The organism is Pseudomonas sp. AM8, assembly GCF_036346475.1.
GTDB classification, from domain to species: domain Bacteria; phylum Pseudomonadota; class Gammaproteobacteria; order Pseudomonadales; family Pseudomonadaceae; genus Aquipseudomonas; species Aquipseudomonas marginalis.
Genome location: NZ_JAOTNX010000001.1, coordinates 995,256 through 1,009,548 on the forward strand (window position 1 = coordinate 995,256; position 14,293 = coordinate 1,009,548).

General features: G+C 61.9%; 10 protein-coding genes. 6 read left to right on the forward strand and 4 right to left on the reverse strand.

All coding sequences use genetic code 11. The features are described from left to right. The first annotated feature begins 8 nt into the window (after positions 1-8). From V3W40_RS04795 to V3W40_RS04810, 4 genes are all read left to right on the forward strand, one after another. Positions 9-662: an ABC transporter permease gene (locus V3W40_RS04795; protein WP_330214532.1), complete on the forward strand. Its 654-nt coding sequence runs from the start codon at positions 9-11 to the stop codon at positions 660-662. Further along, on the forward strand, positions 659-1,816 hold the full coding sequence (locus tag V3W40_RS04800) for an osmoprotectant ABC transporter ATP-binding protein OsmV (protein WP_137212597.1): 1,158 nt from the start codon (positions 659-661) through the stop codon (positions 1,814-1,816). The genes V3W40_RS04795 and V3W40_RS04800 overlap by 4 nt, the downstream gene beginning before the upstream one ends. A 230-nt stretch (positions 1,817-2,046) precedes the next feature. Beyond that, the gene (locus V3W40_RS04805) at positions 2,047-2,394 is read left to right on the forward strand and encodes a hypothetical protein (protein ID WP_330214533.1); all 348 of its coding nucleotides are present in this window, start codon (positions 2,047-2,049) and stop codon (positions 2,392-2,394) included. A 419-nt stretch (positions 2,395-2,813) separates the two neighbouring features. Beyond that, complete coding sequence (locus V3W40_RS04810; RefSeq protein ID WP_014716890.1) at positions 2,814-3,977, forward strand: type III PLP-dependent enzyme; 1,164 nt, start codon at positions 2,814-2,816, stop codon at positions 3,975-3,977. Between the two features lie 49 nt (positions 3,978-4,026). On the opposite strand, the gene V3W40_RS04815 is transcribed toward V3W40_RS04810, so the two are convergent. Together V3W40_RS04815 and V3W40_RS04820 are read right to left on the reverse strand one after the other, a co-directional pair. Continuing rightward, the gene (locus V3W40_RS04815) at positions 4,027-4,776 is read right to left on the reverse strand and encodes a tetratricopeptide repeat protein (protein ID WP_137212599.1); all 750 of its coding nucleotides are present in this window, start codon (positions 4,774-4,776) and stop codon (positions 4,027-4,029) included. Between the two features lies 1 nt (position 4,777). Continuing rightward, entirely contained in the window at positions 4,778-5,458 is a 681-nt protein-coding gene (locus V3W40_RS04820; protein ID WP_065947104.1) for a Fe2+-dependent dioxygenase, read from the reverse strand. Positions 5,459-5,664: 206 nt separating this feature from the next. On the opposite strand from V3W40_RS04820, the gene V3W40_RS04825 reads away from it, so the two are divergent. Together V3W40_RS04825 and V3W40_RS04830 are read left to right on the forward strand one after the other, a co-directional pair. Then, positions 5,665-7,968 carry a TonB-dependent receptor gene (locus V3W40_RS04825; protein ID WP_330214534.1) on the forward strand — a complete coding sequence of 768 codons (2,304 nt, stop codon included), beginning with the start codon at positions 5,665-5,667 and terminating at the stop codon, positions 7,966-7,968. Positions 7,969-8,100: 132 nt separating this feature from the next. Then, positions 8,101-10,626, forward strand: coding sequence for a sulfite reductase flavoprotein subunit alpha (locus V3W40_RS04830; protein WP_330214535.1), 2,526 nt, complete (start codon positions 8,101-8,103; stop codon positions 10,624-10,626). A 358-nt stretch (positions 10,627-10,984) separates the two neighbouring features. Here V3W40_RS04830 and V3W40_RS04835 read toward each other — a convergent pair whose 3' ends face one another. Both V3W40_RS04835 and V3W40_RS04840 read right to left on the reverse strand, forming a co-directional pair. Next, positions 10,985-12,526, reverse strand: a complete 1,542-nt coding sequence (locus V3W40_RS04835; protein WP_330214536.1) for an alkaline phosphatase D family protein — start codon at positions 12,524-12,526, stop codon at positions 10,985-10,987. A 44-nt stretch (positions 12,527-12,570) separates the two neighbouring features. Next, positions 12,571-14,286 (reverse strand): PTS fructose-like transporter subunit IIB, encoded by a 1,716-nt coding sequence (locus tag V3W40_RS04840; RefSeq protein ID WP_330214537.1) that lies wholly within the window; start codon positions 14,284-14,286, stop codon positions 12,571-12,573. Positions 14,287-14,293 lie beyond the last annotated feature (7 nt).

Sequence of the window (14,293 nt, forward strand, 5' to 3'; positions counted from 1 at the left end):
GAGAAGACATGGAATTCCTGAACGCCTTTTCCCATCTTGATTGGGCCCAGGTCCTGCACCTGACCTTGCAGCACATCACCCTGGTCGGTATCGCGGTGATCCTGGCGATTGTCGTCGGCGTGCCCCTCGGCGTGCTGATGACCCGCTTCCCGACCCTCGCCGGCCCGTTGCAAGCCAGCGCCACGGTGCTGCTGACCGTGCCGTCCATCGCCCTGTTCGGCCTGCTGCTGCCGTTCTACTCAAAATTCGGCCAGGGCCTGGGGCCGATGCCGGCGATCACCGCCGTGTTCCTCTACTCCCTGCTGCCGATCATGCGTAACACCTACCTGGCCCTCACCGGCGTTGAACCGGGCATTCGCGAAGCCGCCAAAGGCATCGGCATGACCTTCGGCCAGCGCCTGCGCATGGTCGAGTTGCCCATCGCCGTGCCGGTGATCCTCGCCGGTGTGCGTACCGCCGTGGTGATGAACATCGGCGTCATGACCATCGCCGCCACCATCGGTGCCGGTGGCCTGGGTGTACTTATTCTGGCTTCCATCAGCCGCAGCGACATGTCGATGCTGATCGTTGGCGCCGTGCTGGTCAGTCTCCTGGCCATCTTCGCCGACCTGCTTCTGCAATGGCTGCAACGCTCGCTGACTCCAAAAGGACTGCTCAAATGATCGAACTTCAAAACCTGACCAAGACTTTTCAAAGCAACGGCAAAACTGTTTCGGCCGTGAACGACGTAAGCCTGACCGTCAACGAAGGCGAGATTTGCGTATTCCTCGGCCCTTCGGGCTGCGGCAAGAGCACCACGCTGAAAATGATCAACCGCCTGATCAAGCCGACCTCGGGCAAGATCCTGATCAACGGCGAAGACACCACCGACCTCGATGAAGTGACCTTGCGTCGCAACATCGGCTACGTGATCCAGCAGATCGGCCTGTTCCCGAACATGACCATCGAGGAAAATATCGTGGTCGTGCCCAAACTGCTGGGCTGGGACAAGCAGAAATGCCACGACCGCGCCCGCGAGTTGATGAGCATGATCAAGCTGGAACCCAAGCAGTATCTGCACCGCTACCCGCGTGAATTGTCCGGCGGCCAGCAGCAGCGTATCGGTGTGATCCGCGCACTGGCGGCCGACGCCCCGCTGCTGCTGATGGATGAGCCGTTCGGCGCGGTCGACCCGATCAACCGCGAGATGATCCAGAACGAGTTCTTCGAGATGCAACGTGCGCTGAACAAGACCGTGATCATGGTCAGCCACGACATCGACGAAGCCATCAAGCTGGGTGACAAGATCGCCATCTTCCGCGCTGGCAAGCTGCTGCAGATCGACCACCCGGACACCCTGCTGGCGCATCCAGCCGATGAGTTCGTCAGCAACTTCGTGGGCCAGGACAGCACCCTCAAGCGCCTGCTGCTGGTGAAGGCTGAAGATGCGGCGGACAACGCCCCGTCGGTGAGCCCGGAAACCCCGGTGGCCGAGGCCCTGGAGCTGATGGACGAAACCGACCGCCGTTATGTGGTCGTCACCTGTGCCGAGAACAAAGCGCTGGGCTATGTACGCCGTCGCGACCTGCACCGTCAGACCGGCACTTGCGGCCAGTACCTGCGCGAGTTCAACGCCACGGCGGCGTATGACGAGCATTTGCGCATCCTGTTGTCGCGCATGTACGAGTTCAACCGCTCGTGGTTGCCGGTGATGGATGCGGAACGGGTGTTCCTGGGTGAAGTGACCCAGGAGTCGATTGCCGAGTACCTGAGTTCCGGTAAGTCCCGTGGGGGCAAGACCAGTATCGTTTCGCCGGCTGAAACAGCCTTGAGCTGACGCACAGTTAGACCCATTCACGTTGAAACGGCCCATCACTGCTCGAGGTTTCCACAACCCGGCAGTGCATGAGCCGAGTCAGGACGCTATAAGCCGCGCAAATCTCATTCTAACTAAGCCTTAAAGACTGTCAGAACTCACAGGTTCCTAGTATTTAGGAATAGGTTCCAATACGCCTCGACACATCGAAACGCTCTTGCACATAACGTCTTGAACCTACGAGGCTCCCTATGAGTACGAAAGAATCGGCCACTCCAATCTCCGGGGAAAAACCCCGGGCCCCAGCGGAAATGATCATCGGTGGAATCGATGATCCACAGCGTGTCAAACAAGGCAACGACTTCACATTGATGATCGCTGCCCAGCTCGTGGACGAACGCGGCACCGCGATTCCAAACGTCACCACAACTTGGAGTACAAGCACATCCGGGGCCACCTTCACATCAGGTCCGGGGCAATTGAACGGTACGCTGACGGTAAGGAATGTACAGATCAGTACCAACGTTTCATTTACCGTTTCCACGACTCAATACCCAAACATTAGGAAGACCCATAGCTTCAGCCTGATTCCGTTCTGACGGGTTGTTGGCTGACTGGCCCACACTGTTAGCCTTCGTGGCGAAGGCACTTGCTCCTTCGCCTCGAAAGCGCTGAAACGCCTTCAAATTTCCTCTTTTGGGGAACATCAATCCGTCACACCGGTCGGTTACATAAGTAGCTGCACGCGGTCTCGCGACGAACGCGTGCAAAAACGCGACATTTTTAGTTGATCTATGGCCCCTCACGTCCTAAAGTTCGCGCCGAACGTCCATGCTGGAAACGATCCATCCGGCTCAAGTACTGACGACGAGACAGCAAGGCCAAGGGAAGCGACTATTCCCATGGCCTTTTTGCTTTCGGCGACATGCCTTGGGAAGTAGGCGAACCAAAGTGGGGATACGGAGGACGTTCATTTGCACCCATTGATCAATTTAGTTTGCCCTTAGGAGTTCCCAGCATGTCGATCAACGTCGAAGATTATTTCGCGCGCGCCACTTTTGACAAAATGAAGGCGTTCGCCGACAAACAGGAAACCCCGTTCGTGGTGATCGACACCGCGATGATCAGCCAGGCCTACGATGACCTGCGCGCCGGTTTCGAATTCGCCAAGGTGTATTACGCGGTCAAGGCCAACCCGGCCGTGGAGATCATCGACCTGTTGAAAGACAAAGGCTCGAGCTTCGACATCGCCTCGATCTACGAGCTGGACAAGGTCATGGACCGCGGCGTCAGCGCCGACCGTATCAGCTACGGCAACACCATCAAGAAATCCAAGGACATCCGCTACTTCTACGAGAAGGGCGTGCGCCTGTTCTCCACCGACTCCGAAGCCGACCTGCGCAATATCGCCAAGGCCGCGCCGGGGTCGAAAGTGTATGTACGTATCCTCACCGAAGGCTCGACCACGGCTGACTGGCCTCTGTCGCGCAAATTCGGCTGCCAGACCGACATGGCCATGGACCTGCTGATCCTCGCTCGTGACCTCGGCCTGGTGCCCTACGGCATTTCGTTCCACGTTGGCTCGCAGCAACGCGACATCAGCGTGTGGGACGCGGCAATCGCCAAGGTCAAGGTGATCTTCGAGCGCCTGAAGGAAGAAGACGGCATCCACCTCAAGCTGATCAACATGGGCGGCGGCTTCCCGGCCAACTACATCACCCGCACCAACAGCCTGGAAACCTACGCCGAAGAAATCATCCGCTTCCTCAAGGAAGACTTCGGCGATGACCTGCCGGAAATCATCCTCGAGCCAGGCCGTTCGCTGATCGCCAACGCCGGCATCCTGGTCAGTGAAGTGGTATTGGTTGCACGTAAATCCCGTACCGCCGTCGAGCGTTGGGTGTACACGGATGTGGGCAAGTTCTCCGGCCTGATCGAAACCATGGACGAAGCCATCAAGTTCCCGATCTGGACCGAGAAGAAAGGCGAGATGGAAGAAGTGGTCATCGCCGGCCCGACCTGCGACAGCGCCGACATCATGTACGAAAACTACAAGTACGGCCTGCCGCTGAACCTGGCGATCGGTGATCGCTTGTACTGGCTGTCGACCGGTGCCTACACCACCAGCTACAGCGCGGTTGAGTTCAATGGCTTTCCGCCGTTGAAGTCGTTCTACGTGTAAGACGGCCGCACACAAGAAGCCCATGACATGTCATGGGTTTTTTTATGCCTCAGGCAAGGCTCGCGGCCCGTTGGCGGAAGGCCTCGGCCAGCGCTCGAACCCGCGGATCACTCGCCGCCGCCAAGGCCTTGTGGGCTGTTCGCAGGAACTTGAGATTTCCGCCCGCCAGCGCCTTGCGCAACCACTCCAGCGCCGCCTCGACCTGGCCCCTGTCGGCCAACACCGCCGCGTAACTGAACTGCCCGCGAAAATCCCCGGCCTCGGCTGAGCGTCGATACCACTCCACAGCCGCCTCCAGGTCCCTCGGGCAAACCTGAGCGTCTTCCAGGTAGCGCCCCAGCAGGTTCATCGACTTGGCATGCCCCTGTTCTGCGGCTTGCCGATACAGGGCCAGCGCGTGCTGCGGGTTCTCGGCAACACCCCGGCCCGTCGCCAGCAGATTGGCATAGTTGTACTGGCCCCAATCCAATCCCGCGTCTGCCGCCAAGCGGTATTCCCGCGCAGCCGCCGCTTCGTCGATGGCACACCCCCAGCCATGCTCCAGGCAACGCCCGGCCATATTGCGCGCCATTAAATGCCCGCCCTGCGCCGCAATCTGGAACCAACGCAGCGCCAGCGCTTCATCGCGCGCAATACCGCGGCCTTCCAGCAGGATTTGCCCGAGCAAGGCCTGGGCATCCACCACGCCCTCCTTGGCCGCGATCAAAATCGCCTGGGCCGCGCGCACCGGCGAGTCGTCGAGCATGCCCTGCAATTGCTCAACGTTGAGCACTTCTTCGCGGCGCAATAAAAAGCCCATGTCAGACCTCGACCCAGCGACGCAACAGGTTGTGATAGGTGCCGGTGAGCTGGATCAGCCCTGGGTGGTCGGGGACATCACGGCTCAATTGCTGGATGGCGCCGTCCATCTCGAACAGCAGCGTACGCTGGCTGTCTTCACGCACCAGGCTTTGGGTCCAGAAAAACGCGGCATAGCGCGCACCTCGGGTCACGGCGTTGACTTTGTGCAGGCTGGAGCCTGGATACAACACCATATCGCCGGCCGGCAACTTCACGCGCTGCAGGCCGAAAGTGTCCTGGATCTCCAGTTCGCCGCCGTCATAGTCGTCCGGGTCGCTGAAGAACAGCGTGGACGACAGGTCCGTGCGCACCCGTTCATGGCTGCCCCTGGCCTGGCGCACGGCATTGTCGATATGGAAATCGAAGCTGCCACCAGCCGTGTAGCAATTGAGCAGCGGCGGGAAGACCTTGTGCGGTAACGCCGCTGACATAAACAGAGGATTTTTCCACAACCGTTCGAGCATTGCCGCGCCGATCTCCTTGGCCAGCGGGTGGCCTTCGGGCAATTGCAGGTTGTGCTTGGCTTTGGCGGACTGGTGCCCGGCGGTGATTTTGCCATCGGCCCAATCGGCGGTTTCCAGGGCGTGGCGGATGCGCTGCACTTCCTCGCGAGAGAACAGGCCGGGAATGTGCAGCAGCATGGGGCAATACCTGTAGGCAAAGAGGCGCCAATGGTATTGATTCTTATCCGCCCTGTAAAACGCCGGAGACGAACGAGAACGTAAAAACCGTAAGGCAAAAGTGTAAAGAATGTAAATTCAGTGCGAATAGTAATGTATCGCAATTGATAGAAAGTCTTGTTCGCCCTATATTCCGCCGCCTCACCTCCTTGGGGAAAGGACACGTCATGTCGCGCACCACCACAAAAACACCTGTTGGCTCACCCCGTATGCTGGCTTCGGCCATCGGCGTTGCGCTCAGCGCCAGCTCTGTCGCCCATCTGGCGCAGGCGGCCGAAGACACTGAACAAAAAGGCCAGCGCAACAGCATCGCCCTCGGCGCCACCAGCATCACCGGCGAAGAACAGGACAACACCGCGTACCAGGTCGAAAAAGCCTCGTCGCAAAAATACACCGCGCCGTTGGTGGACACGCCGCGCTCGGTGACCGTGGTGCCACAACAAGTCCTCAAGGACACCGCCGCCACCTCGCTGCAGGATGCCCTGCGCACCGTGCCGGGGATTACCTTCGGCGCCGGCGAAGGCGGCAACCCCCAGGGCGACCGTCCATTCATCCGTGGTTTCGACGCCCAGGGCGACACCTACCTGGACGGCGTGCGCGACACCGGCGGCCAGAGCCGTGAGATTTTCGACATCGAGTCCATCGAAGTCAGCAAAGGCCCGAACTCCTCCTTCGGCGGTCGTGGCTCGGCCGGTGGCAGCCTCAACCTGGTGAGCAAGACCCCGCAAGCCCGGGACTTCACCAACGGCGGCTTCACTTACGGTTCCGACCAGACCCGCCGCTATGTACTCGATGTGAACCGTCAGTTCCTCGACGACAGCGCCGCGTTCCGCCTGAACCTGATGAGCCACGAACAGAACGTGGCTGGCCGTGACGCGGTCAATTACGACCGCTGGGGCGTGGCCCCATCGCTGACCTTCGGCCTGGGCACGCCGACCCGCGTCAACCTCAGCTACTACCATATGGAAAGCAATGACCTGCCGGACTCGGGCATTCCGTATGGCTACAGCTCTTCGACCGCCACCACTCACGTGCACGACAAACCCACCGACGGCGGCGACAGCAATAACTTCTACGGTCTCAAGGACCGCGACTTCCGCAAGACCCGCGCGGACATCAGCACGTTCTCCATCGAGCACGACCTGAACGACGACATGACGCTGAAAAACACCCTGCGCCATGGCAGCACCGGCCAGGACTACGTGCTCACGCAGCCGGACGATAGCCAACGCAACGTCAACCGTTTCGGCACCGTGTGGCGTCGCGCGAACACTCGCGTCTCCACCACCACGACCACCACCAACCAGACAGATCTGTTCGGCAATTTCCAGGCGCTTGGCTTCAAGCACAGCTACTCCACCGGCCTGGAATTCACCGGCGAAGAAACCCGCGTCAGCGGTTACACCGTCACACCGAACAGCAACCCGACGTGCACCGTGGCCAGCGGCGGCCGGGGTGGACAGTGCACCTCGCTGAGCAACCCGAATCCGGACGACGCCTGGACCGGCAACATCGCGCGCAATTACAACGGCACCAACACCAAGGCCACCAGCCGTGCCGCCTATGTGTTCGACACCATCGAACTCGATCCGAAATGGCTGCTGAACGTCGGCCTGCGCTACGACACCTTCGACACCGAAGCCAACACCAACGCCGTACCGACCTCGACGGTCAGGGCGCGCAGCAAGGTCAAGGACGACAGCCAGTTCTTCAACTGGCAGGCCGGCCTGGTCTGGAAGCCTTTGGAGAACGGCAGCATCTACACCTCCTACGCGACCTCGGCATCACCGGCAGGTGGACTGGTGGGCGAAGGAGTCGACAGCAATGCGATTCCTACCGGCATCAACACCAGCGACCTCAAGCCCGAAGAAACCGTCAACTACGAGCTGGGCACCAAGTGGGACCTGTTCCACAACCGCCTGTCCCTGTCTGCCGCAGTGTTCCGCACAGAGAAGAAAAACACCCGCATCCTGGTGGACTCCAACACCTACGAAACGGCAGGCGAGTCGCGGGTCGATGGCCTGGAACTGTCCGCCAGCGGCAAGATCACCGAACAGTGGCAAGTCTTCGCCGGCTACAGCTACCTGAAAGCCGAACTGGTTGACCCAGGCAAAAACGGCAACCGCCAGGGCGTCGTCCAGGCCGGTTCCAACAAAGGCAACCAAATGCCCAACACGCCGGAGAACTCGTTCAGCCTGTGGACCACCTATGACCTGACCCCGAAGCTGACCATCGGCGGTGGCGCGTTCTACGTCGATCAGGTTTACGGCGATGCGGCCAACACCGTGTATGTGCCCTCCTACACCCGCTACGACGCCATGGCCAGCTATAAGCTGAGCAAACACGTCGACCTGCAATTGAACGTGCAGAACCTGACAGACAAGACCTACTACGACAAAGCCTACGCCTCGCACTTCGCCAACCAGGCGGCGGGCCGCACGGCGCTGCTGTCCACAAGCTTCCACTTCTAAACGGTCAGCAGCCCACAAAGCCCCACGCATCGGATGCGTGGGGCTTTTGCATGTCAAACAGAATGTTTCTCGACAACCCACGGCATAATGCGCGCCGTGCCCTACATATTCAGATAGACGAGGCGGTCCGACGTGTTGAAGAAAACCCTGTTCCAGTTGCACTGGTTCTTCGGCATCACTGCCGGGCTGGTGCTGGCCTTGATGGGGATCACCGGGGCTGCGGTCTCGTTTCAGGATGAGATTCTGCGGGCGCTCAACCCGAGCGTGTTGAGCGTGGAGAAACGCGAAGCCGGCGTGCTGCCGCCCGCCGAGCTGGTGCGCAAGCTGGAAGCCACCGAAGGCAAGGCCGTGTCCATGATGTGGGTGGAAAGCGAAAGCGGCAATGCCGCCCGCGTGTTCTTCACCCCGCCGCCGGGCGAGCGCCGTGGCCAGATGCGCTATTTCGACCCCTACACCGGCGACTACATGGGCGACGCGGTCGGCCAGGATGTACTCGGTTTTATCCTGCAACTGCACCGCTTCCTGGCCATGGGCGAAACCGGCCGGCAGATCACCGGCGCCTGCACGCTGATCCTGGTGTTCTTCTGCCTGTCCGGCCTGTACCTGCGCTGGCCGCGCCAGGTCGCCAACTGGCGTGCCTGGCTGACGCTGGACTGGCGCAAAAAGGGCCGCAGCTTCAACTGGGATTTGCATTCGGTGTTCGGCACCTGGTGCCTGCTGGCCTACCTGCTGGCGGCGCTGACCGGCCTGTCCTGGTCCTACGACTGGTACAGCCAGGGCCTGACCAAACTGCTGTCCGACGCGCCGCAGAATGAACGGATGCGCAAGCGCGGCCCACCGCCCGCAGGCCCGGCACCGGTGGCCAACTACGACGCGATCTGGAGCAGCATCTACAGCAACGCCGGCCCAGACTTGAGTGCCTATAACATCCGCATGCCAGCCGTCGCCGGGCAACCCGCCATCGTCTATTACCTGCTCAAAGACTCCCCCCACGACCGCGCACTGAACCAGATCAACCTGGACCCGGCCACCGGCGAGGTCAAATCCCATGACACGTACGCCGGCAAAACTTTCAAGTCGCAGTTACTCACCAGCATCTACGCGCTGCACACCGGCAGTTATTTCGGCCTGGCGGGGCGCATTATCCTCACTGTCAGCTCGCTGCTCATGCCGCTGTTCTTCATCACCGGCTGGCTGCTGTACCTGGACCGTCGCCGCAAAAAGCGCCAGGTGCGCGACGCGCGCAAAGGCCTCAGTGCCAACCACAGTGATGCCCCGGCCTGGCTGATCGGCTTTGCCAGCCAGAGCGGGTTTGCCGAGCAACTGGCCTGGCAGACCGCCGGGCAATTGCAGGCGGCCGGCCTGCCGGTGAAGGTGCAGCCTCTGGGCAGTGTCAGCCAGGACGACTTGCGCCAGTCGGAAAATGCGCTGTTCGTAGTCAGCACCTTCGGCGACGGCGAAGCGCCCGACAGCGCCCGCAGTTTCGAGCGCAGCGTGCTCGGCCAGGATCTGTCACTCAAAGGCCTGAACTACTCGGTACTGGCCCTGGGTGATCGCCAGTACCAACACTTCTGTGGCTTTGCCCGGCGCCTGCATTTCTGGCTGACCCACCAGGGCGGTAACCCACTGTTCGCGCCGGTGGAAGTGGACAGCGGCGACAGTGCCGCCCTGCTGCACTGGCAACAACAGCTTGGACAGCTGACGGGCCAGGCACCCGCCGCCGCCTGGCCGACCGCCCAGTATGAAAACTGGACGCTGAGCCAGCGCACCCTGCTCAACCCCGGCAGCGCCAGCTCGGACGTCTACCTGCTGGGCCTCACATCGCCATCGAAACAAAACTGGCTGGCCGGCGACCTGGTGGAAATCCTGCCGCGCAATTGCCCGTGGGCCATCGAGCACTTCCTCGAAGGCCTGGGGCTGATCGGCACCGACGGCGTGCTGATCGACGGCCTGCCACACACACTCAACCAGGCCCTTGCGACCCGCCAACTGCCGGACAACCGGGCGCACCTGGTCGGCCTGCACGCTCAAGCGCTGGTGAACGCGCTCGCGCCCCTGGGCATGCGCGAATACTCCATCGCCTCGATCGCCAGCGACGGCGTGCTGGAATTGATCGTGCGCCAGGAACGCCACCCCGACGGCAGCCTGGGTGTGGGCTCGGGCTGGCTCACCGAGCATGCGGCCATTGGTTCGGCGATCAGCCTGCGCTTGCGCCGTAACAGTGGCTTCCACCTGCCGGAGGCGCCGGTGCCATTGATCCTGCTGGGTAACGGCACCGGCCTGGCCGGTTTGCGCAGCTTGCTCAAGGCGCGCATTGCCGATGGCCAGCAGCGCAACTGGCTGCTGTTCGGCGAACGCACCATCGCCCACGACTACCTGTGCCGGGACGAGCTGCAAGGCTGGCTGGCCAGTGGTGACCTGGCCCTGCTGGACCTGGCGTTTTCCCGGGATCAGGAGGAGAAAATCTACGTGCAGGATCGCCTACGCGAATCCGCCGATGTCCTGCGTAAATGGCTCGCGGACGGCGCGGCGATTTATGTGTGCGGCAGCTTGCAGGGGATGGCGACGGGCGTGGACCAGGCGCTGGTCGACATCCTCGGGAGTGAGGCAGTGGAGCGCTTGATCGAACAGGGGCGCTACCGCCGCGACGTCTATTGATGTGATCCAATGTGGGAGGGGGCTTGCCCCCGATAGCCATAGGTATCTACACAATTTCCAGAGACTGGCGAGTTCCCCTGTGGCGAGCGGGCTTGTCCCGCGTTGGGCTGCGAAGCAGCCCCAAAATCAGCCTCTACAGAGTGTCTGATACACCGCGTTCTTCTTTACTGGGGCTGCTTCGCAGCCCAACGCGGGACAAGCCCGCTCGCCACAACAGCCCTATCTGCCGGGCGTTCAGCGTTGAGCCAAAGTTGTGTAGATACCTATGCCCCGATGGCGGTGTGTCAGTGAGCCATGAATTGACTGATCCACCGCTATCGGGGGCTTGCCCCCTCCCACATTTGGATTGCATTTCAAGTCAGGTGGGTTGCAGCTTCTGTTCGAATACCGAGACCCCATCCAGGTCGCGCAAAATCACGGTCAACTCCGCTGTCTGCCCGTCAATCTGCACTTCGCCAAAAAACTGAAACCCGGCAAACGGCGAGGTGTTCTGCGCAGGCGGGGCCTTCTCGAACACCACCTCAGGGCCAAAGGTTTTATCCAAGGGATTCGGACCGAAGCTGCCCGCATTCAGAGGCCCGGCGACAAACTCCCAGAACGGCTCGAAATCCTGGAACGCCGCCCGATCCGGGTGGTAGTGATGGGCCGCGCAGTAATGCACATCCGCCGTCAGCCACACATGGTTGCGCACTTTCTGCGCGCGCAGAAAGCCGAGTAATTCGGCGATTTCCAGCTCGCGGCCCTGCGCCGGGCCTGGGTCATTGTTGGCAATGGCTTCCCAGCGCGGTACGCCGGGGCTGACTTCGCCGTCGGGCACGCCGAGGCCGATGGGCATGTCGGCGGCGATCACCTTCCACTGGGCCTGGGAGGCCTTGAGTTCGCGCTTGAGCCAGTCCAACTGCTCGCGGCCGAGGAAGGGTTTTTCACCGCCCAGGTTGTCATCGTTGGGGCCGCGATAGCTGCGCATGTCGAGCACGAATACATCCAGCAGCGGGCCATAACTGAGCTTGCGATAAATCCGCCCGCCGCCGTCCGCGCTTTGCCGGCGCATGGGTGAATACTCCAGCCAGGCCTGGCGTGCGTGGCCCACCAAGGTGTTGATGTCCTTGGTCTGGTAGCGCTCGTCGAGTTGCTTGCCGGGCGACCAGTTATTCACCACTTCATGGTCATCCCACTGCCAGATCTGCGGCACCTCGGCATTGAAGCGACGCACGTTTTCATCCAGCAGGTTGTAGCGGTAGTTGCCGCGATATTCGTCGAGGGTTTCGGCGACCTTGCTCTTGGCTTCGGTGGTGATATTGCGCCAGATGCGCCCGCCCTCGGTGGGCAACTGCGCGGGCACCGGGCCGTCGGCGTAGATGGTGTCGCCGCTGTGGATAAAGAAGTCCGGCAGGCGCAGGCGCATGGCTTCGTAGATGCGCATACCGCCGATGTCCGGGTTGATGCCAAAGCCTTGGCCGACGGTGTCGCCGCTCCACACAAACCGGATGTCGCGGCGTTGTTGCGGCACGCTGCGCAGGTGGCCGAACCACGGCTCGCTGGCGACGCCGGTCTGGGCGTCCTCAAAGTGCACGCGGTAGAAAATCGCCTGGTCGGCGGGCAGCCCGGTGAGTTCGACGCGGGCGGTAAAGTCGGTGCGGTTGTCGGCCAGGGACGAGACGAATTTGCGCGGGTTGCTGAACACGCTGCGGGTGTCCCACTCCACCACCATGCGCGCCGGGCGGTCGCTGCGGCTCCAGATCATCGCGCGATCACCGAGCAGGTCGCCGGACTGCACGCCGTCGGTGAGTTGCGGCCGGTCCTTGATCGACGCGATCACCGCCGGGGCCAGGCCCGGCAGCAGCAGACCGGCGCCGACGGCTTGCATCACACGGCGACGGCCGAGATCGAAGTGGCTCATGCAGGTGCCCTCTTGAGTATCAAAAGGGCCACTAAAGCATGCGCTTATGACACCGGTGCGACAGCAAGCTCCACCACTTCCGGACGCTTGATCAGCGCATACACCAAACCGGTCAGCAGGCTACCGGCAACGATTGCCAGCAGGTACAGCAGCGCATGGTTCATCGCATTCGGGATCACCAGCACAAACAGGCCGCCGTGGGGCGCCGCCAGTTTGCAGCCGTAGTACATCGACAGCGCCCCGGTCAACGCGCCACCGGCGATGCTGGCCGGGATCACGCGCAGCGGGTCCTTGGCGGCAAACGGGATCGCGCCCTCGGAGATAAAGCACATGCCCAGGATCATCGCGGCCTTGCCGGCCTCGCGTTCGGTCTGGGCGAACTTGCGTCGCGCCAGGAACGTGGCGATGCCCATGCCGATTGGCGGCACCATGCCCGCCGCCATGGTCGCGGCCATCGGTGCGCCGCTCTGTGCCGCCAGCAAGCCGACGGAAAACGCATACGCCGCCTTGTTGATCGGCCCGCCCAGGTCGACACACATCATGCCGCCCAACAGGATGCCCAGCAGCACCGCATTGGTGGTGCCCATGGTCGCGAGAAAATCGGTCAGGCCCGTGAGCATGCGCGCCACCGGCGGTCCCACCAGGTAGATCATCGCCAGGCCCGTGAACAGGCTTGCCAGCAGCGGAATGATCAGGATCGGCTTGAGTGCTTCCAGGCTCTGCGGCAACTTCACCACACGGGTGATCAGCTTGACGCAATAACCGGCGAGAAACCCGGCGAAGATCCCGCCGATAAAACCGGCCCCCAGCGTACCCGCCAGCAGGCCACCAATCATGCCGGGAGCAATCCCCGGGCGGTCGGCAATCGAGTAAGCGATGTAACCCGCCAGCAACGGCACCATCAGCATAAAGGCGCGGTCGCCGACGGTTTTCAGCGCGGCCGCCAACGTGCCTTCCTGCTCAAACGCATGGATGCCGAACACGAATGACAAGGCGATCAGCAAACCGCCCGCCACCACCATCGGCAACATGAACGACACACCGGTCAGCAGGTGTTTGTAGACGCCGGTTTTTTCTTTCTTGGCCACGGTACCGCTGCCCGCACTTTCCACCGCGCCTTCGGCCAGGGCCTTGTTGAGGGTGGCCTCGGATTGCTTGAGCGCAATACCGGTGCCGCAACGGTAGATCTTCTTGCCGGCGAAACGCTCGGTGGCCACTTCGATGTCGGCCGCCAGCAGCACCACGTCGGCATTGGCGATGGCCTCGGGGCTCAACGGCGTACGCGCACCGACCGAGCCCTGGGTCTCGACCTGCAAGTCATAGCCCAGGCGCTTGGCGGTCTGTTGCAAGGCTTCGGCGGCCATGAAGGTATGGGCCACGCCGGTCGGGCATGCGGTAATCGCGACGATGCGCGGGGCATGCTTCGACGCAGCCGCTGCCTGGCTGACGACATACTCTTGGGCTTCTTCAGCGCCCCGGCGCAACACCGCCTCGACATCCGCCAGCGCCTGGGCCGGTGTGCTCTGGAACACCCGCTTGCCGACAAACCGCTGCATATCCACCGCCGTGCTGCTGACCAGCAACACCCATTCGGCGGCGTCGATGGTGGCCTGGGACAACTGGCGCTCCGGGCGCTGTACATCCACCACCTCGACGCTGGTGCTCCAGCCCTGGCGTTGAGCGGCGGCGTCCAACAAGCGGGCGCACAGCACACTGGTGACCATGCCGTTGGGGCAGGCAGTAACAATGGCTAACTTCATGACAATC